The sequence below is a fragment of the Alteromonas sp. ABH4_454 genome, assembly GCF_056311775.1.
Genome location: NZ_CM149972.1, coordinates 3,633,515 through 3,656,523 on the forward strand (window position 1 = coordinate 3,633,515; position 23,009 = coordinate 3,656,523).

General features: G+C 43.9%; 19 protein-coding genes. 9 read left to right on the top strand and 10 right to left on the bottom strand.

Annotated elements, in window-relative coordinates; all coding sequences use genetic code 11:
• The first annotated feature begins 3 nt into the window (after positions 1 to 3).
• The 7 genes from hisD to hisIE are packed head-to-tail and all read left to right on the top strand — an operon-like array spanning position 4 to position 6,228.
• Entirely contained in the window at positions 4 to 1,308 is a 1,305-nt protein-coding gene (gene hisD / locus ACYX4W_RS15890; RefSeq protein WP_476073805.1) for a histidinol dehydrogenase, read from the top strand.
• Entirely contained in the window at positions 1,308 to 2,387 is a 1,080-nt protein-coding gene (gene hisC / locus ACYX4W_RS15895) for a histidinol-phosphate transaminase (RefSeq protein WP_476073806.1), read from the top strand. Before hisD ends, hisC begins: the two co-directional genes overlap by 1 nt.
• On the top strand, positions 2,384 to 3,454 hold the full coding sequence (gene hisB / locus ACYX4W_RS15900; RefSeq protein ID WP_476073807.1) for a bifunctional histidinol-phosphatase/imidazoleglycerol-phosphate dehydratase HisB: 1,071 nt from the start codon (positions 2,384 to 2,386) through the stop codon (positions 3,452 to 3,454). Before hisC ends, hisB begins: the two co-directional genes overlap by 4 nt.
• Positions 3,454 to 4,083, top strand: a complete 630-nt coding sequence (gene hisH / locus ACYX4W_RS15905; protein WP_476073808.1) for an imidazole glycerol phosphate synthase subunit HisH — start codon at positions 3,454 to 3,456, stop codon at positions 4,081 to 4,083. The genes hisB and hisH overlap by 1 nt, the downstream gene beginning before the upstream one ends.
• Positions 4,083 to 4,820: a 1-(5-phosphoribosyl)-5-[(5-phosphoribosylamino)methylideneamino]imidazole-4-carboxamide isomerase gene (hisA, locus tag ACYX4W_RS15910; protein ID WP_476073809.1), complete on the top strand. Its 738-nt coding sequence runs from the start codon at positions 4,083 to 4,085 to the stop codon at positions 4,818 to 4,820. Before hisH ends, hisA begins: the two co-directional genes overlap by 1 nt.
• Positions 4,802 to 5,614 (top strand): imidazole glycerol phosphate synthase subunit HisF, encoded by an 813-nt coding sequence (gene hisF / locus ACYX4W_RS15915; RefSeq protein WP_474805886.1) that lies wholly within the window; start codon positions 4,802 to 4,804, stop codon positions 5,612 to 5,614. The genes hisA and hisF overlap by 19 nt, the downstream gene beginning before the upstream one ends.
• Positions 5,611 to 6,228 (top strand): bifunctional phosphoribosyl-AMP cyclohydrolase/phosphoribosyl-ATP diphosphatase HisIE, encoded by a 618-nt coding sequence (gene hisIE / locus ACYX4W_RS15920; protein ID WP_476073810.1) that lies wholly within the window; start codon positions 5,611 to 5,613, stop codon positions 6,226 to 6,228. The genes hisF and hisIE overlap by 4 nt, the downstream gene beginning before the upstream one ends.
• Positions 6,229 to 6,304: 76 nt before the next feature.
• On the opposite strand, the gene ACYX4W_RS15925 is transcribed toward hisIE, so the two are convergent.
• The gene (locus ACYX4W_RS15925) at positions 6,305 to 7,150 is read right to left on the bottom strand and encodes a formate/nitrite transporter family protein (protein ID WP_476073811.1); all 846 of its coding nucleotides are present in this window, start codon (positions 7,148 to 7,150) and stop codon (positions 6,305 to 6,307) included.
• Between the two features lie 326 nt (positions 7,151 to 7,476).
• Between ACYX4W_RS15925 and lepB the strand changes: the two genes are divergently transcribed.
• Positions 7,477 to 8,151, top strand: a complete 675-nt coding sequence (lepB, locus tag ACYX4W_RS15930; RefSeq protein WP_476073812.1) for a signal peptidase I — start codon at positions 7,477 to 7,479, stop codon at positions 8,149 to 8,151.
• A gap of 445 nt (positions 8,152 to 8,596) precedes the next feature.
• Positions 8,597 to 11,191 (top strand): TonB-dependent receptor, encoded by a 2,595-nt coding sequence (locus tag ACYX4W_RS15935; protein WP_476073813.1) that lies wholly within the window; start codon positions 8,597 to 8,599, stop codon positions 11,189 to 11,191.
• Positions 11,192 to 11,275: 84 nt separating this feature from the next.
• Here the strand turns inward: ACYX4W_RS15935 and ACYX4W_RS15940 are convergent, their stop codons facing one another.
• From ACYX4W_RS15940 to ACYX4W_RS15980, 9 genes are all read right to left on the bottom strand, one after another.
• Positions 11,276 to 11,470, bottom strand: coding sequence for a hypothetical protein (locus ACYX4W_RS15940; RefSeq protein ID WP_476073814.1), 195 nt, complete (start codon positions 11,468 to 11,470; stop codon positions 11,276 to 11,278).
• A gap of 262 nt (positions 11,471 to 11,732) precedes the next feature.
• Positions 11,733 to 12,128: an MAPEG family protein gene (locus ACYX4W_RS15945; RefSeq protein WP_474805876.1), complete on the bottom strand. Its 396-nt coding sequence runs from the start codon at positions 12,126 to 12,128 to the stop codon at positions 11,733 to 11,735.
• A gap of 149 nt (positions 12,129 to 12,277) precedes the next feature.
• Complete coding sequence (adk, locus tag ACYX4W_RS15950; RefSeq protein ID WP_334059352.1) at positions 12,278 to 12,922, bottom strand: adenylate kinase; 645 nt, start codon at positions 12,920 to 12,922, stop codon at positions 12,278 to 12,280.
• A 348-nt stretch (positions 12,923 to 13,270) separates the two neighbouring features.
• On the bottom strand, positions 13,271 to 15,193 hold the full coding sequence (gene htpG / locus ACYX4W_RS15955; RefSeq protein ID WP_476073815.1) for a molecular chaperone HtpG: 1,923 nt from the start codon (positions 15,191 to 15,193) through the stop codon (positions 13,271 to 13,273).
• 234 nt (positions 15,194 to 15,427) lie between these two features.
• Positions 15,428 to 16,027 (bottom strand): recombination mediator RecR, encoded by a 600-nt coding sequence (gene recR / locus ACYX4W_RS15960; RefSeq protein WP_039222833.1) that lies wholly within the window; start codon positions 16,025 to 16,027, stop codon positions 15,428 to 15,430.
• Positions 16,028 to 16,032: 5 nt separating this feature from the next.
• Complete coding sequence (locus ACYX4W_RS15965) at positions 16,033 to 16,980, bottom strand: hypothetical protein (protein ID WP_476073816.1); 948 nt, start codon at positions 16,978 to 16,980, stop codon at positions 16,033 to 16,035.
• A 282-nt stretch (positions 16,981 to 17,262) separates the two neighbouring features.
• Positions 17,263 to 19,677 (bottom strand): EAL domain-containing protein, encoded by a 2,415-nt coding sequence (locus tag ACYX4W_RS15970; RefSeq protein WP_476073817.1) that lies wholly within the window; start codon positions 19,675 to 19,677, stop codon positions 17,263 to 17,265.
• Positions 19,678 to 19,681: 4 nt separating this feature from the next.
• Complete coding sequence (locus ACYX4W_RS15975; RefSeq protein WP_476073818.1) at positions 19,682 to 22,243, bottom strand: HWE histidine kinase domain-containing protein; 2,562 nt, start codon at positions 22,241 to 22,243, stop codon at positions 19,682 to 19,684.
• Between the two features lie 423 nt (positions 22,244 to 22,666).
• Positions 22,667 to 22,993, bottom strand: a complete 327-nt coding sequence (locus ACYX4W_RS15980) for a YbaB/EbfC family nucleoid-associated protein (RefSeq protein WP_014950049.1) — start codon at positions 22,991 to 22,993, stop codon at positions 22,667 to 22,669.
• Positions 22,994 to 23,009: the final 16 nt, after the last annotated feature.

The window sequence follows — 23,009 nt, forward strand, 5'->3', positions numbered from 1 at the left end:
ATTATGATTACTTGGTCATCTCTCTCGACAAATGAGAAAAAACAGGCGCTAGCCCGCCCGGCTATGGCCAATAGCCAACAGTTAAAGCAAACCGTGGGCGAGATTATCGCCCGCGTTGAAGCAGAAGGTGATGCGGCAGTACTGGATTACACACGGAAATTTGACTGCCCGGATCTAAAAAGCCTTGTGCTTTCGCAAGAGAATATCGATGCACTTGCAGCTAAGGTAACACCTGAAGTCGCAAACGCTATCGACACAGCGTTTAACAATATAAAGACCTTTCACGAAGCTCAAATGCCCAGTGATATTGCGCTGACCACAACGCCTGGCGTCAAATGTGAGCTCCGCTTCACTGCCCTTGACGCAGTAGGTCTGTATATTCCAGGGGGCAGTGCTCCACTTCCCTCAACTGTGCTAATGCTTGGTGTACCCGCGCTAGTGGCAGGTTGTGAAAATAAACTCCTGTGCACACCGCCAAATAAAGAACAACTTATTGCGCCTGAAATTGCCTATGCGGCAAGAAAATGCGGCATTGATAAAATCTTCTTGTGTGGTGGCGCTCAAGCGGTTGCAGCCATGGCATTGGGTACTGAAACGATTCCTCAGGTCGATAAAATCTTCGGCCCTGGCAATAGCTTTGTTACCGAAGCTAAACAGCAAGTTAGCCAACGTGCTGATGGCGCTGCTATTGATATGCCGGCGGGTCCATCAGAAGTGTTGGTACTTGCTGATGAATTTGCAAACCCTGAATTTGTGGCTGCAGACTTACTTTCCCAAGCCGAACACGGGCCAGATTCACAGGCCATTTTGGTATCCAACAGCGCCACGCTTATTGAAGAGGCAAAAGCTGCGGTTGAACGTCAATTAGCTACGCTGTCTCGCGCTGAAATTGCACGCCCTGCTATGGAAAATGCACGCTATATACTTGCCGATTCCATTGAACAGGCTATTGAAGCAAGCAATGCCTACGCGGCTGAACACTTAATTGTGCAGATTGAGAATGCCCGCGATTATTTACCAAAAATTAAATATGCAGGCTCTATTTTCTTAGGCCCGTGGTCTCCAGAATCTGCAGGGGACTATGCGTCAGGCACTAACCACGTGCTGCCCACATACGGTTATGCCAAGAATTACTCTAGCCTTGGTTTGTTGGACTTTATGCGCCGCTACACAATTCAAGAGTTAAGTGAAGACGGCATGCGTAATTTGGGACCTGCTATCATGGCACTAGCCGCAGCAGAAGGGTTAGACGCCCACGAACAGGCTGTTGCGCTTCGTATGCAGGCACTTAAGCAGGGAGACGCCTAATGTCGGCACTTATCGATAACCTAATTAACGAAAACTTAGTGCCGCTAAAGCCGTATGAATCAGCGCGCCGCTTGTTTTCAGGAGGTCAAGACTGGCTTAATGCCAACGAGTCACCTTATGCTAACGAATATAGTGTAGATAGCAGTAACTTTAATCGGTATCCTTCGTGTCAGCCTGATGCGGTAGTCAGTGGTTATGCCGATTATGCTGGCCTTGATAAGTCTCAGTTAATCGTTACTCGCGGTGCAGATGAGGGCATTGAACTGCTTATCCGTACCTTCTGTACGCCGGGTAAAGACAGCATTCTTATATGCCCACCTACTTACGGTATGTATGCAATCAGCGCTGAAACCTGCGATGTGGGCATTAAGAAAGTGCCGCTTAACGACGACTTTAGCCTTAATGTGAATGCAGTTTGCGCAGAAGAAGACGTTAACGTGATTTTTATCTGCGCGCCTAATAATCCAACCGGTACGCCGGTCGCTCGTGAAGATATTAAGACTGTGCTTAATCACTTTACTGATAAGGCTTTAGTGGTGGTAGATGAAGCATATATTGAGTTTGATGCTGACAATACATGGGCAAATGAAATAAACAACTATCCGAATCTTGTTGTACTTCGTACGCTATCGAAAGCGTTTGCTCTTGCCGGTCTTCGCTGTGGTTTTACCCTTGCTCAGGCCCCCGTCATTCAAGCACTACTAAAAGTGATAGCGCCCTATCCTATTCCAGAGCCAGTGGCACAGATTGCCGCACAAGCATTGTCGCCAGAGTCGCTAACGTTACTTGAGCTGCAGGTTGCAACGCTTAACCGCGAAAAAGAAGCATTAGCTGAAGCGTTAGAAGCAGTTGAAGGCTTTGAGCTAGTTGGTGACAGGCGAGCAAACTTTATCTTATTCCGCTACGCGAAAGCTCAAGCTCTAATGCAGTACTTGGTAAGCCAAGGCATGCTAATCCGCGACCAATCAAAACAGCTTAACTTACAAAACTGTTTACGGGTAAGCATAGGCACAGAAGAACAAAATCAGCGTTTAATGCAGTTGATTAACGAATTTAAAAATAGTGAGGATGCGGCATGAGTCAGCAAGCCATTTTATTTATCGACCGCGACGGTACACTTGTTGAAGAGCCTCCGGTAGATAAGCAACTAGATAGTCTTGAAAAGCTGGTTTTCGAGCCAAACGTTATTCCCGTGTTGTTAAAGCTTAAAGCAGCTGGGTTTAAACTCGTTATGGTAAGTAACCAAGACGGGTTGGGCACAGACAGCTTCCCTCAAGAAGACTTTGACAAGCCACACAACGCCATGATGGCGATTTTTGAAAGCCAAGGCGTAATCTTTGACGATGTGCTTATTTGCCCGCACTTCGATGCTGATAACTGCACATGCCGCAAACCAAAGCTTGGCTTAGTACAAGAATACTTGCAGCAAGGCAAAGTGGATTTTACCCGATCGTTTGTGATTGGTGACAGAATTACCGATGTACAGCTTGCTGAAAACATGGGTATTCGCAGCTTCCAATACAACCGAGAAAGCTTAAACTGGAACGATATTCAGAAAAGCTTGCTTGCATCTTCACGTATTGCTGAAGTGGTACGCACGACTTCTGAAACAGACATTAAAGTACGTGTAGATCTTGATTCGCAGGCTAAATCAACCATTCAAACCGGCATGGGCTTTTTTGACCACATGCTTGACCAAATTGCTACACACGGTGGCTTCGAGCTAAATCTTACTACCAATGGCGATTTGCACATTGACGACCACCATAGTGTAGAAGACACCGCCCTTGCACTAGGTGAGGCGCTTAAAAAGGCACTGGGCGACAAACGCGGTATTGGCCGTTTTGGTTTTGCCTTGCCAATGGATGAGTGCCGTGCGGAATGTATTATGGACATTTCTAACCGCCCTCACCTTAAGTTCGACGCTGAATTTAGTCGTGATCAAGTAGGCGAAATGGCCACTGAAATGGTGCCACACTTCTTCTACTCGATTGCGCAAAGCATGGGTCTTTCGCTGCACCTATCCACCAGCGAAGGTAATGCCCACCACCAGGTAGAAAGCTTGTTTAAAGTCTTTGGTCGCGCCCTTCGCCAAGCCATTACGCGCCAAGGTGATGCATTACCAAGCAGTAAAGGAGCACTGTAATGTCAGTGGTAAACACTAGCCAGCGACAAAAAATAGTAATAGTGAATACCGGCTGTGCCAACATCTCATCGGTACGCTTTGCCCTTGAACGCCTAGGCGTTCAAGTAGACGTATCTGACGATGTAGACGTGATGAAAAGCGCTGACAAAGTGTTTTTACCCGGTGTTGGTACCGCAGCAGCGGCTATGGCAAGCATTAAGCAAAAAGCGCTGGTAGAAACCCTTCAGGCGCTAACCCAACCTGTGCTGGGTGTATGTTTAGGCATGCAGCTTATGGTTGAAACTAGTGCTGAGGGTGGTTTTCAAGGCACAGGTAACATCGACTGTTTAAACCTTATGCCGGGTCACGTGGCGCGCATGGAATCAAAAGGCGTGCGCTTACCTCATATGGGCTGGAACACTGTCTCACACAACAACGAAAGTCTGTTCAAAGGCATTCCGCAAGATACCTACTTTTACTTTGTGCACAGTTTTGCCGTTCCTGAATACGAGCACACGCTTGCAAGCTGCACTTATGGAAATACGTTCTCTGCTGCCATAAACAAAGACAATTTTTACGGGGTGCAATTCCACCCAGAACGTTCTGGCGAAGCCGGAGCACAACTACTGACTAACTTTGTGAACCTATAATGATTATTCCAGCGATTGATCTTATTGAAGGACATGTAGTCCGCCTTTATCAAGGTGACTACGAGCAAAAAACCCAATACGAACTGGACCCTGTTGACGTGGTTCACGACTATGCTGACCAAGGCGCAACTTGGCTGCACATTGTTGACCTTACGGGCGCTAAAGACACTAGTAAGCGTCAGCTTTCACTGATTAAGTCTATGGTCGACACTAAGCGCATGAAGTTTCAAGCCGGCGGCGGTATTCGTAGCGAAGAAGAAGTGGCGCAGTTACTTGAAACTGGCGTAAGCCGCGTAGTAATAGGCTCTTTGGCGGTAAAACAACCTGAGCTAGTAAAGTCTTGGGTAGACAAGTACGGTCCAGAGCACATCGTTTTAGCTCTTGATATCAATATTAGCGACAGCGGTAAAAAGCTTATTGCTACCCACGGTTGGCAAGAGAATTCTGGCGTTGCTCTCGAAGGCTTGCTTGAAGACTTCGCTACAGTTGGCGCTAAGCACGTGCTATGCACCGATATTAGCCGCGATGGTACACTACAAGGCGCTAACACTGAGCTGTATCAAGAAATGGCAGCCCGTTTCCCTAATGTAAGCTGGCAAGCGTCTGGCGGTATTGGCAGCATCGCTGATATCGAAGCCTTGAAGCCGACTAACGTTGGCGGCGTAATTTTAGGTCGCGCATTACTTGAAGGTAAATTCACGGTGAAGGAGGCTATTGCATGCTGGCAAAGCGCATAATTCCCTGTTTGGATGTACGCGACGGTAAAGTGGTTAAGGGCGTTCAATTTAGAAACCATGAAATTATTGGTGACATCGTGCCACTTGCCGAGCAGTACGCAAAAGCGGGCGCCGACGAGTTGGTATTTTACGATATTACCGCAAGCTCTGACGCCCGAGTGGTAGATAAAAGCTGGGTAAGCCGTATTGCACAGGTTATTGATATACCGTTTTGTGTCGCAGGTGGCATTAAAAGCATTGAAGATGCTGGGCGCATTTTGGAAATGGGTGCAGATAAGATTTCGATTAACTCCCCTGCCCTTAATAACCCTGATCTAATTAATCAGCTTCACGATGTATACGGTCAACAGTGCGTAGTAATTGGTATCGACAGTTTCTATAACGAAGCAACCGACCAATACGAAGTATACAAGTTCACAGGTGATGAGAGCCGCACACAGAAAAGCAAGTGGCAAACCATCGACTGGATCAAAGAAGTGCAGTCACGTGGTGCTGGTGAAATTGTACTGAATTGTATGAACCAAGACGGCGTACGTAAAGGTTATGATGTGAAGCAGCTTAAAGCCGTGCGCGATGTCTGTGAAGTGCCGCTAATTGCATCAGGTGGTGCAGGCGAAATTGCTCACTTTACTGATGTGTTCCAACAAGCTGATGTAGATGGCGCACTTGCAGCCTCGGTATTTCACAAGGGCATCATCAACATTGATGAGCTTAAAGCAGAATTAACCAGCAATGGCGTTGCCATGCGTAAGCGTCACGGATTAACGGCGCAAGCAGAAGGAGTAAACCCGTGATCATTACTAACGAAAACAGCAATAAACTGGCTTGGGATAAAATGGACAACCTGCTGCCTGCGATTGTGCAAGACGCACTATCAGGCAAGGTATTAATGCAGGGTTACATGGACCAAGACGCGCTAGCGAAAACCCTTGATACTGGCAAAGTAACCTTTTTCAGCCGCTCAAAGCAGCGCCTTTGGACCAAGGGTGAAACCTCGGGCAACACGCTAGATTTAGTGAGCGTTGCTTGTGACTGCGATCAAGATTCACTGTTGATACTTGCCAACCCAAACGGCCCGACATGCCACACTGGTGTTGAAAGCTGTTGGTTTGACGGCAACACACCCGCATTTACCTTTCTTGCAGACTTAGAACGTGTCTTGGCTGCTCGTAAAGATGCCGACCCTAAAAGCAGCTACACCGCAAGCCTTTATAACAAAGGCATCAAGCGCATAGCTCAGAAGGTAGGTGAAGAAGGCGTTGAAACCGCACTAGCAGCTACTGTGCACGACAAAGAAGAGCTTAAAAACGAGGCCGCTGATTTGTTGTATCACCTAACGGTTCTTCTTCAGGCAAGCGATATGTCGTTAAATGATGCACTAAATGTGCTTCGCGAGCGTCATAAGTAATCTGCGAGCACGCTAACGTTTTGTTTGAAATGCCCTAAGTGCGATAAGCGCTAAGGGCATTTTTATTTATTACGTGTTATTTCTCGATTTCCCTTACTACCTGCCCATAAGCTAATAGTGCGAACAGCCCCGTTCCCCCAACGATATTACCCATCAACGTTGCGCCTATTAACGCAGCCGTTTCGGCAATACTGATATGCCCTTGCAGAGCCAATAGAAAGAGTTCAGTAGACCCTGCTATTACGTGGGTAAAGTTTCCGATGGCAATAAGATAGGTAAAGATAACGATCATCAATATTTGAGAATGTTTAACCGAAGGCTTCATCCAAACGATAGCGGCAATGATAAATCCAGACGTTATGCCATATGAGAAGGCGTCTGGCGGTGATAACTTGGCATAGTGTTCAGATATAGCAGTCATTCCTTCCACCAGTTCTGATGGAACCGCTTGTAGGGTATAGCTGAAAAAGGCGGCTAAAAAGGTGCCAACCATGTTTGCGGCGAAAACGATAGCCCACAGTCGTACAATGCACGCTCCCATATTAAGAGATGGCTTACTTAGCAACGGCAAAATAACGGACAGTGTATTTTCGGTAAATAGTTGTAACCTACCAACAATTACCAGTACGAAGCCCACCGTATAACCTAAGTTCTCGATCACAAACTGATAAGGAGAACCGGAAAAGAGGTGATGCAGGATCCCCTCAGCTAGAATTGAAAGCGAAATACCAATCCCCGCCGCAACCCCAGACCACCACAGCGACATCATGGGCCGCTGAAGCTCTTCCAGCCCCTCCCTATGCACAATGGCGTATAGAGAGACAGAGTTTAAACTTTGATTATTTTGAACATCCTTTTCTTCGGTATGACTAAGCGCCACATCCTGTTCTCGACGCCCAGACTCCTTTTTTTTCTCAGTCACTCATGCCTCCATAACGCTTTTTTTAAACTTCTAAACTTCTTTCAATTATTTGCAATATCGAAACAGTAAATGAGCTATTGCACGACGATATTGATTACACTGGTGCGTGTTATTATACAGGTACGTCGATTTCGCACCTTTTCGGTCATATTAATTACACTCTTTAGAAGTTCGTACTTAAAAAAACTAAGATAGAAGTACTAGAGGTGAGGCGATTCTGAACAGGCAAAGACACAGTTACTTACATTTTTCAAACCGGTAAGTTGAACGAATGGGTTAAATTGACCTCTATATTCAATGAAAGATGAGACTTCAAAAGTCTTTGCATGATTTTGTCAGATGCGAATAGCGAGCACTCGATTTTGAAAAATATTAAACAAAGCGTAAAAAACAACCTGCCTTTTATCTTATTGATCGTCTTGCTTTTCTCATTTAGAAGTAGCGTAGCTGACTGGTATCATGTTCCCAGCGGCTCTATGGAGCCAACTATTATGGTCGGGGACCGAGTGGTGGTAGATAAATCAGCATACACGCTAGAGCTTCCCTTTACCGATGTTGTAATTGCTAGAACTGATGATATTAGACGCGGTGATATCGTGATTATCGACAGCAGCGCAGCTAACACAAGGCTTATTAAAAGAGTCGTTGCCGTCGAAGGCGACAAGGTCGCGTTAAACAATAATGTGCTCTTTATTAACGGTGAGAAAGCGGCGTTAACCCCCACAAATGAGCGGGTTTATTCTGAAGACATTCTAGGTCATAACCGCACTATAGCGCTTAACCCAATACCAAGCCCTGCAAAGAGTTTTAATATGGTCACTGTGCCCAAGGCTCATGTCCTCGCTATGGGTGATAACAGAAACAATAGTGTCGATTCCCGCTACTATGGGTTCATTCCAGTTGAAGAGATTCAAGGTAAGGCGACATCTGTTGCATTTTCTTTAGACACGCATGATATGTATTTACCGAGAAGAGACAGAGTTTTTGTGGCACTTCAATAAAGCTGTTCAAGTTCAGTCTTCATTGCGTTTTGAAAGCGACCTTTACTCACGTTCAAATTTTCATCATAAAAAGACTGGTCAGATCTGCGAAAATGAGTGGTCGCGGATATCTCACGAAAAAAAATGAGTTATCCCCCCCACCTAGCATATTAAAAACCATACGTTTGTATGGACAAATTATTTCTTAATTAAACCAAATCAGTAGCACTCGGCGATCACCCTTCAGCTCTCCGCCTTTCGAGATTTAAACCCGTTAAGATCACTTCATTTAGTCAAGCATGACACTAAAAAGTAAGTCTTTATTTACACACCTTGTAACCAAGTGTCACATTTTTCCTATTTTTCCCTATTGCAACTTTAGTATAAGGAATGCTATTCATAATTTTGCAGCATAACTATGTTGCAGAGACACACAACAAGTAAGATGGACAATAAGGAAATAATAATGAAACAAGGTCGTAAAGTAAGTGCAATTGCAGTGGGATTAGCACTTTCAGGATTAACTTCTCTTTCTCCTGCGTATGCACAGCAAGCTGACGAAGAATCAGCTAACCTCGAACGAATTGCGGTCACCGGTTCTCGTATTAAGCGCACAGATATGGAAGGCCCTTCTCCCATTCAATCAATTGATGCAACCATGATTGAAGGCATGGGCTATGAAAATTTACAGCAGCTATTAGAAAGAATGCCAGCAACCGGTGCAGGTACCTTCTCAACTCGTAACAATAGCCAAGACTCGACTGCGAATGGTGCGGCAGCAGTATCGCTTCGCGGTATGGGCCCAGACGCGACGCTGGTACTAATTAACGGTCGCCGTGTAGCAATTAGCGCATTTGCAGAAAGCATTACGAATTCATTTGTTGATATTAACTCTATTCCTGTATCTGCCATTGAGCGCATTGATATCTTAAAAGACGGTGCATCGGCGATTTATGGTTCAGACGCGGTAGCAGGTGTGGTTAACGTGGTTCTTAAGAAAGACTATGAAGGTCTTGAAATTAACGCCGGTTACGGTGGCACTACGGGACCAAGTTATGATGAAACCACAGCGAGCATTTTGTGGGGCTCTCAAAGCGAAAAAAGCAGTGCTACTGTTATTATTGACTACTTTAACAACAGCACGCTAGGCGCTGATGAAATGGGTCGTTATGGTACAGCAAATCAATCACCTTATGGCGGCATGGATTTTCGTTCATCGCGCGGCTACCCTGGCTACTTTTATGTAGATGGTGTTAAAACCATCGACCCAGATTGTCCTGAAGATAGCGCTACGGCGTCTGGCAGTTGCCTGTTCGATTACGGCCCGTTTGGCTTGGTGATCCCTTCTTCCGAGCGCGTAGGCTTTATCGGCCAGTTTGATTACAAAATTGGCGATGAAACCACAGCGTTTATGGAAGTGGCTATGCAACACAATACGTCTGAAGCAGGCGGCGCAGCAACCCCACTTGATGAAGACGCGGGTTTAACCGTTCCAGGCACTCACCCTGATAATCCTTTTGGTCAAGATATCGAAATTGGCCGCTACCGCCCTGTTGACGCTGGCGCTCGTCGTTGGGACATTGAGTCTGATACCCTACGTCTTGTCGCGGGTCTTCGCGGTACATTTAATGACTATGATTGGGAAGCGTCGGTACAAAAAGGTCGCAGCCGTTCAGAGCAAAGCGGTGACCAATCACAAGGCTGGGTTCGCGTTGACTGGTTACAAGAGCAAATCGATCTTGGCAACTACAATCCATTTGGTGGCGTTACTAACCCGCAAAGCGTAATTGATGATATAACCACCAGCCTAGTGCGTCGCGGTGAATCTCGCATGACCAGCGTTGATGCACACATTACGGGCGAAGCCTTTGAATTTGGTGACGACGTTGTCATGATAGCTGCGGGCGTGGAGTACCGTGAAGAACAAGTGTCTGACGTACCAGACGTACAGTTCCAACGCGGTTTAATATTTGGTACTGAGTCTGTGTCAGCTTCAGCAGAACGCGACCAGTATGCTGCGTATTTAGAGCTTTCAATTCCGTTGGCTGAAGAGCTAGAACTTCAATTAGCTGGCCGCTACGACCACTACAGCGACTTTGGCAGCACAACCAACCCTAAAATTGCGTTACGTTGGGCGCCGAGCGACGAAGTAACCGTACGCGGCTCTTGGGCACAAGGCTTTAGAGCACCGTCTCTTGCACAAGTTGGCCTTGGTCCATCGCAGAAAAGCGTATTTTTTGTAGACCAATATCGCTGTGAAGCTACAGGTCAAGATTGTGAATCGCTAGATTACAACATCGAGTTTGCGGGTAACCCTGACCTAGATGCAGAAGAATCAGAGTCATGGAACGTGGGTGTTATCTATGCACCTATTCAAGAGCTTGGTTTGAGCATTGACGTTTGGAGCATCACCCAAGACAACAAAATTGACGAGCAGCAGTTTGGTTTGGTTTACAATGCCGAGTGTAATAACCAAGACAGTACAATCTGTGTTCGTTTAGACCCTCAGGAAGGTGAGTCATTAGGTGTTATTCAGAAAATTTTCAACACCTACCAAAACGTGTCGTCACAAGAAGCCTCTGGTGTAGACTTCAGTGCTAATTACAGCATGGAGCTTCAAGAATACGGTAACGTACGCTTCAACCTAGACTGGTCATATATGGACGAGTTTGAAAAAGACGGTCTGGAATACACGGGCGAATACGGTTACCCCGAGCATCGTTGGTTGTTCGGTACAACGTGGTCTAAAGGTTCGTTCGATGCTAACTTGAACATTAGCTTTATTGGTGAGTTTGAAGATACACCTGACATTGATTTCGACGGTGTATTGGACTTTGAAGAAAATACGTCTAGAACAGTAGATTCGCAAATGTTGGTAGACTTACAGTTTGGTTATAACTACAGCGACAATCTTCGCTTAGTCATCGGTTCTAACAACTTGCTTGATGAAGAGCCTCCATTTGCTATTGGTGATGGTGATAGCGACCTTTACGGTTACGTAGGTAGCGTACACAATCCTCGTGGCCGCTTTGTTTACTCTAAACTAACTTACCGCTTCTAAAGGCTTGTAAAACGACAAAGCGTTCAATGGTATTACTTTACATTACTGTGCCTTGAGCGCTTTTTTAACGTCGATTAAATTGCCCTAAAACAGCAAGTATTCAATTAGAACCGTAGTGAGCCATGCAGAAAGTACCGGCAGAATGATCATGATATAAACCATAACCTCTGAACCCACAATGTCGGCGCGCCAAGCATCCATCATCTTCACTTTAAACCTGCGCTTCAACAAGTAAGTGTAGAAAATCATAAATACCAGAGTCATCAAGATTTTAAGCATTTAAATAACAACCAAGATTATTTAACAGTTAAACGCCTGAGGCGATGGGTTTTCTTGTGTATTTTCGAATGTGCCAGCAAAGTACATAACTACGTGAGAATATTCAGCTGGTTTTCGTACTATACCTTCGCAACACGTAAAGCGAACCTGTCTTAAATACCTGATTAATTTAATCTGCTTGGAAGTGATATAAAAAATGCCAGCTAATGAAATGATTCCATTAAGCCGGCATTTTTATATGAATTTAGTAGTTATACTGCGACTACAACCCGAAATGGATAAGCACCAAATTACCTATTGCAGCACAAAGCATAGCTAGAAACGTCAATATCATCCCCGCAAAGCGTTGCCAACTGACGCCAGAGTGTCTCCCTAAACCGTAAGCGTGAAAGACGCGCCCGAATAACAATGCACTTCCCAGAGCGTGAACGGCCCATACTTGGCCCGTATTGGCTTCAAAACAGGCTATCATAATAAGAGTAATGGGCACGTACTCACTGAAATTACCATGGGCTCTCGCTAATCGACCAAGATCTTCGTGACCACCATCGCCAATACTCACTTGGTGACGACGCCTGGCACCAATAACTAAAAACGACAAATACAGGTAACAAATACCCAATAGGCTGGCATAAAACGCCGTGATTGGTAAAACCATGGTCTACTCCACATGTTATAGTTATAGCGCGTAATTTTAATCAGTGATTACATCATACGTTCATTAGAAGCTATTAAACGTTATCCGCTATTAAGTTACAAGCAACAAAAAAGGCCGCATATGCGACCTTTTGTAGTTCTCTTTGATACTTAGCCTAAACGCTCAGCTAGCTCAGCACTTACTTCTTCAACTGGACGTGTTCCGTCTAGCTTGTGGTATTCACAGTTTCCAGCGTCAGCTTCAGCGCTGTAATAGTTTACAAGCGGCTTAGTTTGCTCGTGGTAAATTGCAAGACGCTTGCGTACAGTTTCTTCTTTATCGTCGTCACGAACGATTAGGTCATCACCTGTTTCATTGTCTTTACCTTCCACCTTAGGCGGGTTGTAAACAACGTGATAAACGCGGCCCGACGCTGGGTGTACGCGACGACCGCCCATACGCTCAACAATGACGTCATCTGGAACGTCAAACTCAATGCAATGGTCAACAGAAACACCGGCTTCTTTCATTGCATCAGCTTGTGGAATAGTACGAGGGAAACCGTCTAACAAGAAACCGTCTTTGCAGTCATCTTGTGCAATACGCTCTTTAACCAGACCGATGATAATCTCATCAGACACTAGTTTACCTTCGTCCATTACACGTTTAGCTTCTAGACCTAGCTCTGTACCTGCTTTAATCGCAGCACGAAGCATATCGCCCGTTGAAATTTGTGGAATGCCATATTTGCCCATCAAGAACTGAGCTTGTGTGCCCTTACCCGCGCCAGGAGCGCCGAGAAGAATGATTCGCATGAGTGCGTTCTCCGCTTATGATTTTTGAACTTTTTACTTCGGGCACTTTACACATTCAACACTGTAGTGACAAGTGTAAGAAGTACCGTAAAGTTAATCTTAAGACTAATGGCGAATATATACTCAGCTTATAGGCGTTTTTATAAATTTAAGTCTAAACCTGTAAGCTAATCGCCCGGTAATTCATCTTCTTTAAAGCATGAATTTTTAAAGTTTTAAGTGATTAACTAGAAATTTTAACTGCCAAAATATAGCACAATAAAACAGCCAAATTTACTTTTGTTAGTAGTAGACATAAAAAAACGGGCGTGATGCCCGTTTTTAAGTATAAACCTGCTGTCTACCTGCTTATTTTGCCAACTTCATTAGCAAGGTATTCAAGTTCTGAACGAACGTAGACGGGTCTTTCAAACTACCCTGCTCTGACAACGCTGCTTGATCAAAGAGTACACCAACCCATTGGTTGAATAGCTCTTCATCTTGCGTGTCGGCAAGCAGTTTAACTAAGCTGTGCTCAGGGTTAAGTTCAAAGTGATACTTCACGTCTGGCACGGTTTGGCCAGCCGCCTGCATCAACTTCATCATCTGTGTAGTCATGCCATTGTCGTCGGCAACAATAACAGCAGGGGAGTCAGTTAAGCGATGCGTGAACTTAACGTCTACAACCTTGTCACCAAGTGCTGTTTTCGCTCGCTCTAGAACGCCTTCTACTTCTTTCTCTGCTTCTTCTTGAGCTTTCTTAGACTCTTCGTCTTCTAAGTCGCCTAAGTCTAAGTTTCCTTTCGCGATAGAAACAAATTGTTTCTCGTTAAACTCAGTTAGGTGAGACATTAGCCACTCGTCAATGCGCTCGCCCATTAGCAATACTTCGATTCCCTTCTTACGGAAAATCTCAAGGTGTGGGCTAGACTTAGCCGCTTGAAGGCTGTCTGCAGTCACGTAGTAAATCTTATCCTGGCCTTCTTTCATTCGCTCAATGTAATCAGCTAATGAAATTGTTTGTGCGTCAGATTCTCCGTGGGTAGATGCAAAGCGCAATAGACCAGCGATCTTCTCACGGTTACTGAAGTCTTCCGCTGGACCTTCTTTTAGTACATTACCAAACTCATTCCAGAACGACTGATATTTTTCACTGTCATTCTTCGCCATTTTCTCAAGCATTTGTAGAACGCGCTTGGTACAACCTTGACGTAGTGCTTGGGTAATCTTGTTGTCTTGAAGAATCTCTCGAGACACGTTTAGCGGAAGGTCGTTGCTATCTAGCAAACCTTTAACAAAACGCAAGTAGGTCGGCATGAACTGCTCTGCGTCATCCATGATGAAAACGCGTTGAACGTAAAGCTTAAGACCATGGTTTTGATCGCGGTTCCACATATCGAAAGGCGCTTTGGAAGGGATATAAAGTAAGCTGGTATATTCAGTTTTACCTTCCACCTTGTTGTGCGCCCATGCTAGCGGATCTGCAAAGTCGTGAGAGATATGCTTATAGAACTCGTTGTACTCTTCATCAGTAATATCAGACTTCTCACGAGTCCAAAGCGCAGTGGCTTTGTTAACCACTTCCCACTCACCAGGCTGAGCTTCAATTTTTTCGCCATCCGGACCTTCACTCTCTGGCACTTCATCTTTCCACATTTGTACAGGAATACTGATGTGGTCTGAGTATTTGCTTACAATTGAGCGCAAACGCCACGTGTCGGCAAATTCTTTTTCGTCTTCGCGAAGGTGAAGCGTAATCTCTGTTCCGCGAGTAGGCTTGTTGATTTCGGCAATAGTGAACTCACCTTCACCGTCTGAAACCCATTCAACACCAGTAGATGCATCGGCACCAGCCGCACGAGTGCGAACAGTCACTTTGTCTGCAACTATAAATGCTGAGTAGAAACCTACACCGAACTGACCAATAAGCTGGGAGTCTTTCGCGCTATCGCCAGAAAGCTTGCTAAAGAAATCTTTAGTACCAGATTTGGCAATGGTACCCAAGTTGGCAATGACTTCATCACGAGTCATACCAATACCATTATCGGTAATCGTAACTGTGTTCGCTTCTTTATCAACGCTAAGTTTTACGTTTAATTCACCATCGTTTTCGTACAGGCTATCATTTTCTAGGGCGCGAAAACGCAGCTTATCCGCAGCATCTGCCGCGTTTGACACTAGCTCGCGTAGAAAAATTTCTTTGTTTGAATACAAAGAGTGAATCATCAGTTGAAGAAGCTGTTTTACTTCTGTTTGAAAACCGTGGGTTTCTTTGTGGGCTGCTTCAGCCATAATCCAATATCTCCTCGTTGAATGGATCACGTTTGATGTTAAACAGGTAAGGTCACTCAACGCACTTTTCAACGTTTAGAACGAAAATTTATTTTCTATTCGTAAACTTTTTCGAGAAAAGGTGTATACCGCTTATCTAATAAGCGAATCAGCAGGAATTAACTTGGCAATGGGGAACGATTTTACAAAAAGCGAGCGTTTTATTTTATATGCTTAAAACGCTCTGTATTTTAGTTACAGCTTGCGGCGACCCGAAAAAGCGTGGGTCAGTGTATTGCCGTCAATGTATTCAAGTTCTCCCCCAACCGGTACACCATGAGCAATGCGAGAGGCGTCGACATTGTGACTCGTACATAGCTGAGCAATATAGTGCGCCGTTGCTTCCCCTTCTACAGTGGGGTTTGTGGCTAAGATAACTTCATTAATTCCACCAGCAGCGAGGCGCGCTTCGAGTTCGGTTAAGCCAATTTCTTCCGGTCCAACGCCATCAATGGGTGACAAATGCCCCATTAATACAAAATACTGGCCTTTGTAGCTTAACGTTTGTTCTATCGCTAATACATCTTGAGGACTTTCTACAATACACAATAAACCGCTAGCCTCTCTTTCTGGGTGGCGGCAAATGTCACATAGCTCATCTTCTGTGAACGTTCTACAACGCTTACAATGATGAATATGCTCCATGGCATTGTGTAGCACATTGCTTAAATCAATCGCCCCCGTACGGTTTCGCTCTAAAAGATGAAATGCCATTCGTTGGGCGCTCTTATTGCCAACGCCGGGAAGACAGGTTAATGCCTGTATTAGTTCTGAGAGTAGCGGGCTGAACTTCATAATGTTTACTGCTTAGGTATTTGTTCGGTTAGTTTCGGGCTTTCGCGGTATTTAATCACGTTACGCTTCACTTGGTCGAGTTTAACTTCGTAGACATTGCCGCCAAATAGCCCTTTGTATTCTTCGTCAGTAAACACCAGAGTGTTGTCATCATAGAAAGTTACCGCCTCTTTTTGTGTTACCACACCAAGGTCGATACGAGAAACGTCACCGCTAAAAAAGTTGTCGCCTTCAAAATTTTCGAAAAGCCACAAGCTAGTTGAATCGAGTAGTACAAGTTTAGTTCTATCAGGGCTTATCGCCGCAGAGGTTATCCAGCATAGCTTCTCTAGGGTAGTGCAGGTTTTGAACTCACCTATTAGCTGTGCATCGAAGTTGGCAGCATGGTCGCCCACTTTGTATAGCTTTGTAATGCCATCAAAGGGCTTAGTTCTATTTTTGGTGAATAAATACAAATTACGCTTGTATTCTACAAAGGCTTCTAAATCGTAGTTTTTGTCTTGGGGCTTCACTTTGCCTTTACCCATTTCTGGATAGGTGAACTTTATAATCTCTGCTTCAGTAGTGTCCCCTTCAATGTCAATGGGATTTTCTATTTTATAGATAGTGAGCCAGCGGCGTTTATTGTCATTGTTACCAAAATCTCCTAGAAAAAAATGACCAAAACTATTTTGGGTCATATCTTCCCAATCTACATTTTTAGCGTTTGAAACCGTAACCTCTCTAACAATACTGCCGCTCTTGCCCAGCAAATACAAAATAGGTCCGTCACCACTATCATTAATAGCCCACAGCCTTTTATATTTGTCGAACTCTATTCCAGAAATTTCTTTGAGTTTTGGGTCTACCGTTACCGTTTTCATTTTAAACAGTTCGTGAACACTCATAAAAAACAGCACGGCTGCGATAGGGAGCAAAAGAACCGTGGTGATAACTAAGCCTTTCCTTAGCACTACAAACCTCTATTTAGGGTGATTGGTTTTACGTTCTCCCTGCGCTTTTCATTGCAGGAAGCTTGCCTACACGCAGAGGAAATAAAGAGTCAATAATATAACGAATCAGGTCAGATAAAGGACCAACTCTAAGTGAAGCGACATTTTAGTGCGATAGGTACGCTTCTGTCGACGTAAAATACTGCTTGAAACCTCTCTAGTGTGAACGGATGCCTAAGAAATGCAGAATGATATAAAAGTGGAACAAAAACTCAGCAGTACTAACTCAAATAACTAGCGTCTTCATTGCCCTTCGGCTAGTGCGGTAATGCTAACAAGCGGTGAGGCATGCTCTGCTTGCAAATACTCCATCAAGCCGACTAAGCTCAAAGGCTTCGTGAAGTAATATCCTTGCATAGCTTTGGCACCAATCTTTTTGGCGAAGGTTACCTGTTCAGAGGTTTCTAAACCTTCTAACGTGCACGGCATGCCTAGTTTCACACACATTGACACCACATTCTCGATGATCAGCGCTCTGCGTTTTTCTTGTTTACTTTGTAGTGGAAAGTCAGGCAGTAGCGAGCGATCGATTTTGATTGCATCATACGTTTCGTCAGCTAATTCTGATATGCAAGAAAAGCCTGTTCCAAAGTCATCGATGGAAATAATGACCCCAAGACCTTTAATTTTGGTAAGCACTTCCCTCGCCTTTGAACTTTGAAGCGTGGATTCAGTTATTTCGATGACTATTCGTCCAGGGTCAATATTATGGAAAGCAAAGCGCTCCGCAAACAGTTCTACGATGCCATCATTCTGTAACTGTACCGCAGACATATTTAGATTGAATTTTATCTTTGAAAACCCCCATCCGCTTAGTGCTTTGAGTGCAAAACAGACTTCATCAAGCATCAGTAACCCAATATCATGAATATACTTTGTACGTTCAGCTATTGGAATAAACTTTTCTGGGCTGATTGGTCCATGGCTGGGAATGTGCCAACGAGCTAATGCCTCCACGGCCAAAACCTCACCGTTAGAGCCCACTATAGGCTGAAAATAAGCGGTAATTTGTTTACTTTGGATAGCGCTTTTAAGCCCTTGTTGGATAAACAGCCTATATTCAATGTTTTTCGACAGATTATCGTTGAAAGTGACAATGCTGTTTTTACCACCTTGCTTTGCTGAAAACATTGCGATATCGGCATTTTTTAGTAGCTCTGTTGGCGACATACTTTCTGTAGATGAAGCAAGGCCGATACTCGCTGTAATTTGAAAGTCACCTGATGTTGTTCTAAATGTTTTTTTCAATGAAGAGGATAACCGGGATGTCATTTTACTTAAAAGCTTATGGCAGGTAGTGCTTGTTACAACAACAAACTCGTCACCGCCAAACCTAATAACAGTATCATCGTCTCTTAGCGCTGCCTTAAATCGACTTGCACACGCTCTCAAAATCTCATCTCCCACTTCATGTCCATGGGTATCATTAATAAGCTTAAACTCATCAATATCAATAAAAATAATCGAGCAGGGCTCACATGATTCACTGTAAGTCTCGACAATACTGTTCAAAAAGTTTCGATTTCCAGCACCGGTGAGGGCGTCAGTGAATGCAAGGTACTTGAGTTGACTTTCCGATGACTTTAGTTCTGAAACATCTGTGAGAATGGCAACATAATTAGTTTCACCAACATCAATTTCGAATGACGTTACCGACATGGTTAAATGAAACCTTTGTCCTTCGCTTACAATAGTGAGTTCTGTCCTTAAACCGTCTATCAAATAGTCTGGACGAGGATCGTGTTTTCGCGCTTTAGGAAAAACATTGTTAATGTGGGTAGATATTAGATGCTCGGCTTGGGTACCTAGCATATCACATAAGGATTGGTTAGCTTTTATTATGAGACCTTCAGCATCACAGACTAAAACGCCTTCTTTAATTTCACTTACAATCTTATCTGCAACACTCAGGTTTGACTGAGCGCTCTGTAGGATTGATATATCTTGTATGGCGCCAATTTGAACGTAGTCTTCGCCCCACCCTACATCGGAAAGGACAACCTGAAACCATTTAGTCGCTTGCCCTTCAATTTTCAGCTGCAAGGTTGTGAGATAATTCGACTTTAAATGTATCGCCTCTTTTAACTCAACTTCCGTTTCTTCGGGAAACAACGAAAGGAATTTGGATATTGGCATTTTGCGTGGAAAATCAAAAAGGTTCTCGACGCTTTTAATAACGACTGACTGAGTAGAGGTATCGACTTCTAACACGCCTAACTTAGCAATCTTTGAGGCCATTGCGAAACGTCTATTAGAAGAAGCGAGCGCTTTCTCCGTTTTCTTTCTTTCCAGCGCAACTTGAATAGTCGTTGTAAGCGAAAGCACGCCGTACGGTTTTACTAGATATCCATACGGGGAAATCGCGAGCGCATTAGAAATTGTCGTGTCATCACAATAAGAGGTACTAAACACTACGGGTACTTTAAACCTCTCTGTAATGCTTTTGGCAATTCCAATACCAGAATCTGAACCACCCAAATCAATGTCCATCAAAATCAGATCCGGAACACGTTTATCTACTAACGCATACAGTTCGCTTTCCGTCTTTGCTATGCCTAACACCTGCATACCTGCTTCGGTAAGCGCATTCTTAACATTCATTGCTTCAACTAAATTGTCTTCAACAACAAGTATCAAGGGCGGAGTTATATCAGTCACAGCTTTACACCTTAAAGCCAAAAGCTTCGATGGAGCGCTTTAGCAATGTTGTGTCGACGGGTTTGGTTAATACATCCACATTAGATAACTCGTTTGGCAGCTCTATTGTCGCTCCATAACCCGTAATGAAGATAAAGGGTATTGATAACTTTTGTATTTCAATACCTAACTGAAAGGTATTTTCATTTCCCAAATGAACATCTAAAAACATCATCGAAGGTTTAACTTTGGCCAACGCCGCTCTTGCTGAACTGATATCACCAAAAATATCAATTTTATCAATTCCCAATTGTTTAAGGTGCTTCTTGAGGTCTAGCGATATAAGTAAGTTATCTTCAACGATAAAGGCGCTTGTGAGGATTTTTTCGGTATTAGCTGTACTGATGGATTGAGGCTTTTCGCCATGGGTTGCATGTGGAGTACTTGTTTGGCTAGCACCCAATTCTATAAATTTACGAGGAATGAGAAACTCTGCATTGAGCCCGGTAATTTTAGTACTCAATGACGCTTTGCCTTTTAATTCATGGGGGATGACTGACTTTATAACCGTCATTCCAAACCCTTCATCACCTAAACCATGTAAGGGAGGCCCCCCTATTTCTTCCCATTTAATAGAGCAGCCTTTTTCGTCTAATTCCCAGGTTATCGCCACTCTGCCATCATTACTTGTCGCGCTTAGCGCTCCATACTTGGCAGCATTGGTAATCATTTCATGAAAGACTAACACGATAGGCGTTACTGCATAGGGTAAGATTCTTATATCAGGCCCGTCTATCTTAAAAGATGACTCATTGATCATGTAAGCTTTGAGCTCGTTATGAAGAAGCTCTTTGAATCTTACACTGTTGTATGAGGCATGCGTAAGCTGATCATGCCCCAGAGCAAGTGCAGATATTCTCGACGATAAAGAAACCACAAATTCATCAATATCTTTCTTGCTCTGTGATGTCTGTCCGATAATCGCACTGACTAAATTTAAGATATTGCGAACGCGATGGTTTAGTTCACCAATCAGTAACTCGAGTCTTTTTTTGGCTTCACGTTGCAGTAGTTCTTTTTCGTGCAAATGGCGAATGGTTAGTTCCATTACACCGAGCCTAATAGATTTAGCACGTTCAATATCCAGCGTTGTCCATGGAGTAGAAGTAGATTCATTATTTTCTACCCATTTATCAAAACTCGCTCGTGGAGTAAGCGTTTCCTTCCCCTCTTTCAGCTCGACGCGTTTTGCAGGGTTACCCGCCCAATAGACTTGTTGCACAACTGAGTTTCTAAAAAGAAAAATATAGTCCATTGGCTGATGAGAGATCTTTAATGCCAATACCCCGGCAACACTCTCATCCGCTAACTCGTTGTGAATGTCTGCTAAGTTGTCAAATTGATGGATTTCTTCTTCGGGAAGTTCAGCGAGTATTGCTGTAAGACGTTTGATTTTTCGTGCGCTAAATGCTGCGCCCGACTTAGTATATTCATTGCTAAAAATACAGCCGATGCCGTCAATATCTATAAGCGTTTTAAGCAGGGATAACTGTTCTACGATAGCATTATTGAGTGACTTGCCTAGAGAAAGGTTGCTAAGTACACGTGTAAATGTAGCATTTGCTTTCTCGCTTACTCTTATCCGTTCATTTACCAGCCTTCTGGATAATTCTAGTGAGAACATCTCTGCGAAGAGTTCTAATTGCGAAACTAAGCGACTAGGGATAACTTTTTTAGTGTTGTGATGACATGCAATCAACCCCCACAACTCACCTTCCACAATAAGTGATATCGACATAGAGGCGCCAACTTTCATATTCTTTAGATATTGAATATGCACTTCGGAAACAGCCCTTAGGCGTGAAAGTGAGAGATCTATAGAAGCTCCATCGCTTTTTTTGTTACCAATAATAGGAAAAGTTTCACCGTTAACGTCAGAAATAGTTCTAATAAGGTTTTTCTTGTAAAGCTGTCTTGCTTGACGCGGAATGTCCGACGCGGGGTAACGCAACCCCAAGAAAGGAGTCATTTCGTTTGACACTGACTCTGCGATAACTTCGCCTGAACCGTCGGATAAAAATTGGTAAAGCATCACTCTGTCGTGTCCAGTCGCAGTTCTCACGCTTTCAACTAAACCTTGATAAAGGTCCTCAAGCTCAGGAAACATCGATATCTGAGCCATTAGCGCTGTGATAACCCCCTCATACTTACCCAAACTCTCTAATTTTTCGAATTCAAGGATGAGGTGTTCGGCACTTTGATGAATGCACAGGTCAAATGTGTCTTTACAATGCGGTATTGATACAGAATGAAGGTAGGCTGCTTTGCCAAGGATCATTGCCTGGCTTTGCGCACCACGTATCGCGTGCACAAGTTCACGATCGACTAATTCCCAAAATGTGTAACCGAGCAGTTGATTGCTCGGAACATCAGCAAATTGGTTCAGGTTTTCTGAAAAATGAGTAACAACCCCCGCCTTATCGACGATAATCATGAAACCATGGTTTTGTATCCGACCTAGAAGGTGTATCGGTTCTTTATCGCATTGATCGACTAATGATGAAAGTTCGCCTGCTTCATCGTGCATTATTATTATCCCAACCACTTCATATTAGATGACGCTTATGAAAACTTAGCAGTATCAAGCTTCACAAGAGCCTTTAAGAAAAACTAAATAAACATTCCAGATAAAATATAGCCTAGGTTCTAGCGAATCTAAACTCTTTATGCATGTTTATTAATATTAGTGTAAATATAAGCAGACGTGTGTTTTTTTAGCGTTAGACATGAAGTAGGCTTAACAATATAGCAATAACCTAATTTACGCTGGCAAGTGTGATTAAATTAGTCGTCGAATGTACCACTCATTTGAAACTTATGATTGAAACGGTAGACACAAAAAAGCTCTAGTGCAGAACCAGAGCTTTTTGGAGTTTTAGCCCCTATGTGACCCCGTTAGTTTTGTAAACTTAAGTTGGTGTATAGAGGCGTGCGCTAAGGGCTTAGTTTTTTAAAACGGCATTTTGAAGCCAGGAGGTAGTGGCATTCCACCAGTTACATCACCCATCTTCTCTTTGCTAGTTTCTTGAACTCGACGTACTGCGTCGTTAAATGCTGCAGCAACCAAGTCTTCAACCATATCTTTGTCGTCGTCCATCAATGACTCATCAATGTCTACACGACGTACGTTGTGATTGCATGTCATGGTGACTTTAACCATTCCTGCACCCGCTTCACCGGTTACTTCAATTTTGGCTAGGTCGTCTTGTGCTTTTTGCATGCGCTCTTGCATTTGCTGCGCCTGCTTCATGATATTGCCCATTCCACCTTTAAACATAATTTTTGTCTCGCTT

Bases quoted from the DNA above. Each gene is read 5' to 3' on its own strand.
- hisD (WP_476073805.1), top strand. From the start codon at position 4: ATGATTACTTGGTCATCTCTCTCGACAAATGAGAAAAAACAGGCGCTA.
- hisC (WP_476073806.1), top strand. From the start codon at position 1,308: ATGTCGGCACTTATCGATAACCTAATTAACGAAAACTTAGTGCCGCTA.
- hisB (WP_476073807.1), top strand. From the start codon at position 2,384: ATGAGTCAGCAAGCCATTTTATTTATCGACCGCGACGGTACACTTGTT.
- hisH (WP_476073808.1), top strand. From the start codon at position 3,454: ATGTCAGTGGTAAACACTAGCCAGCGACAAAAAATAGTAATAGTGAAT.
- hisA (WP_476073809.1), top strand. From the start codon at position 4,083: ATGATTATTCCAGCGATTGATCTTATTGAAGGACATGTAGTCCGCCTT.
- hisF (WP_474805886.1), top strand. From the start codon at position 4,802: ATGCTGGCAAAGCGCATAATTCCCTGTTTGGATGTACGCGACGGTAAA.
- lepB (WP_476073812.1), top strand. From the start codon at position 7,477: ATGATTTTGTCAGATGCGAATAGCGAGCACTCGATTTTGAAAAATATT.
- ACYX4W_RS15935 (WP_476073813.1), top strand. From the start codon at position 8,597: ATGAAACAAGGTCGTAAAGTAAGTGCAATTGCAGTGGGATTAGCACTT.
- ACYX4W_RS15940 (WP_476073814.1), bottom strand. From the start codon at position 11,470: ATGCTTAAAATCTTGATGACTCTGGTATTTATGATTTTCTACACTTAC.
- ACYX4W_RS15945 (WP_474805876.1), bottom strand. From the start codon at position 12,128: ATGGTTTTACCAATCACGGCGTTTTATGCCAGCCTATTGGGTATTTGT.
- adk (WP_334059352.1), bottom strand. From the start codon at position 12,922: ATGCGAATCATTCTTCTCGGCGCTCCTGGCGCGGGTAAGGGCACACAA.
- htpG (WP_476073815.1), bottom strand. From the start codon at position 15,193: ATGGCTGAAGCAGCCCACAAAGAAACCCACGGTTTTCAAACAGAAGTA.
- recR (WP_039222833.1), bottom strand. From the start codon at position 16,027: ATGAAGTTCAGCCCGCTACTCTCAGAACTAATACAGGCATTAACCTGT.
- ACYX4W_RS15975 (WP_476073818.1), bottom strand. From the start codon at position 22,243: ATGCACGATGAAGCAGGCGAACTTTCATCATTAGTCGATCAATGCGAT.
- ACYX4W_RS15980 (WP_014950049.1), bottom strand. From the start codon at position 22,993: ATGTTTAAAGGTGGAATGGGCAATATCATGAAGCAGGCGCAGCAAATG.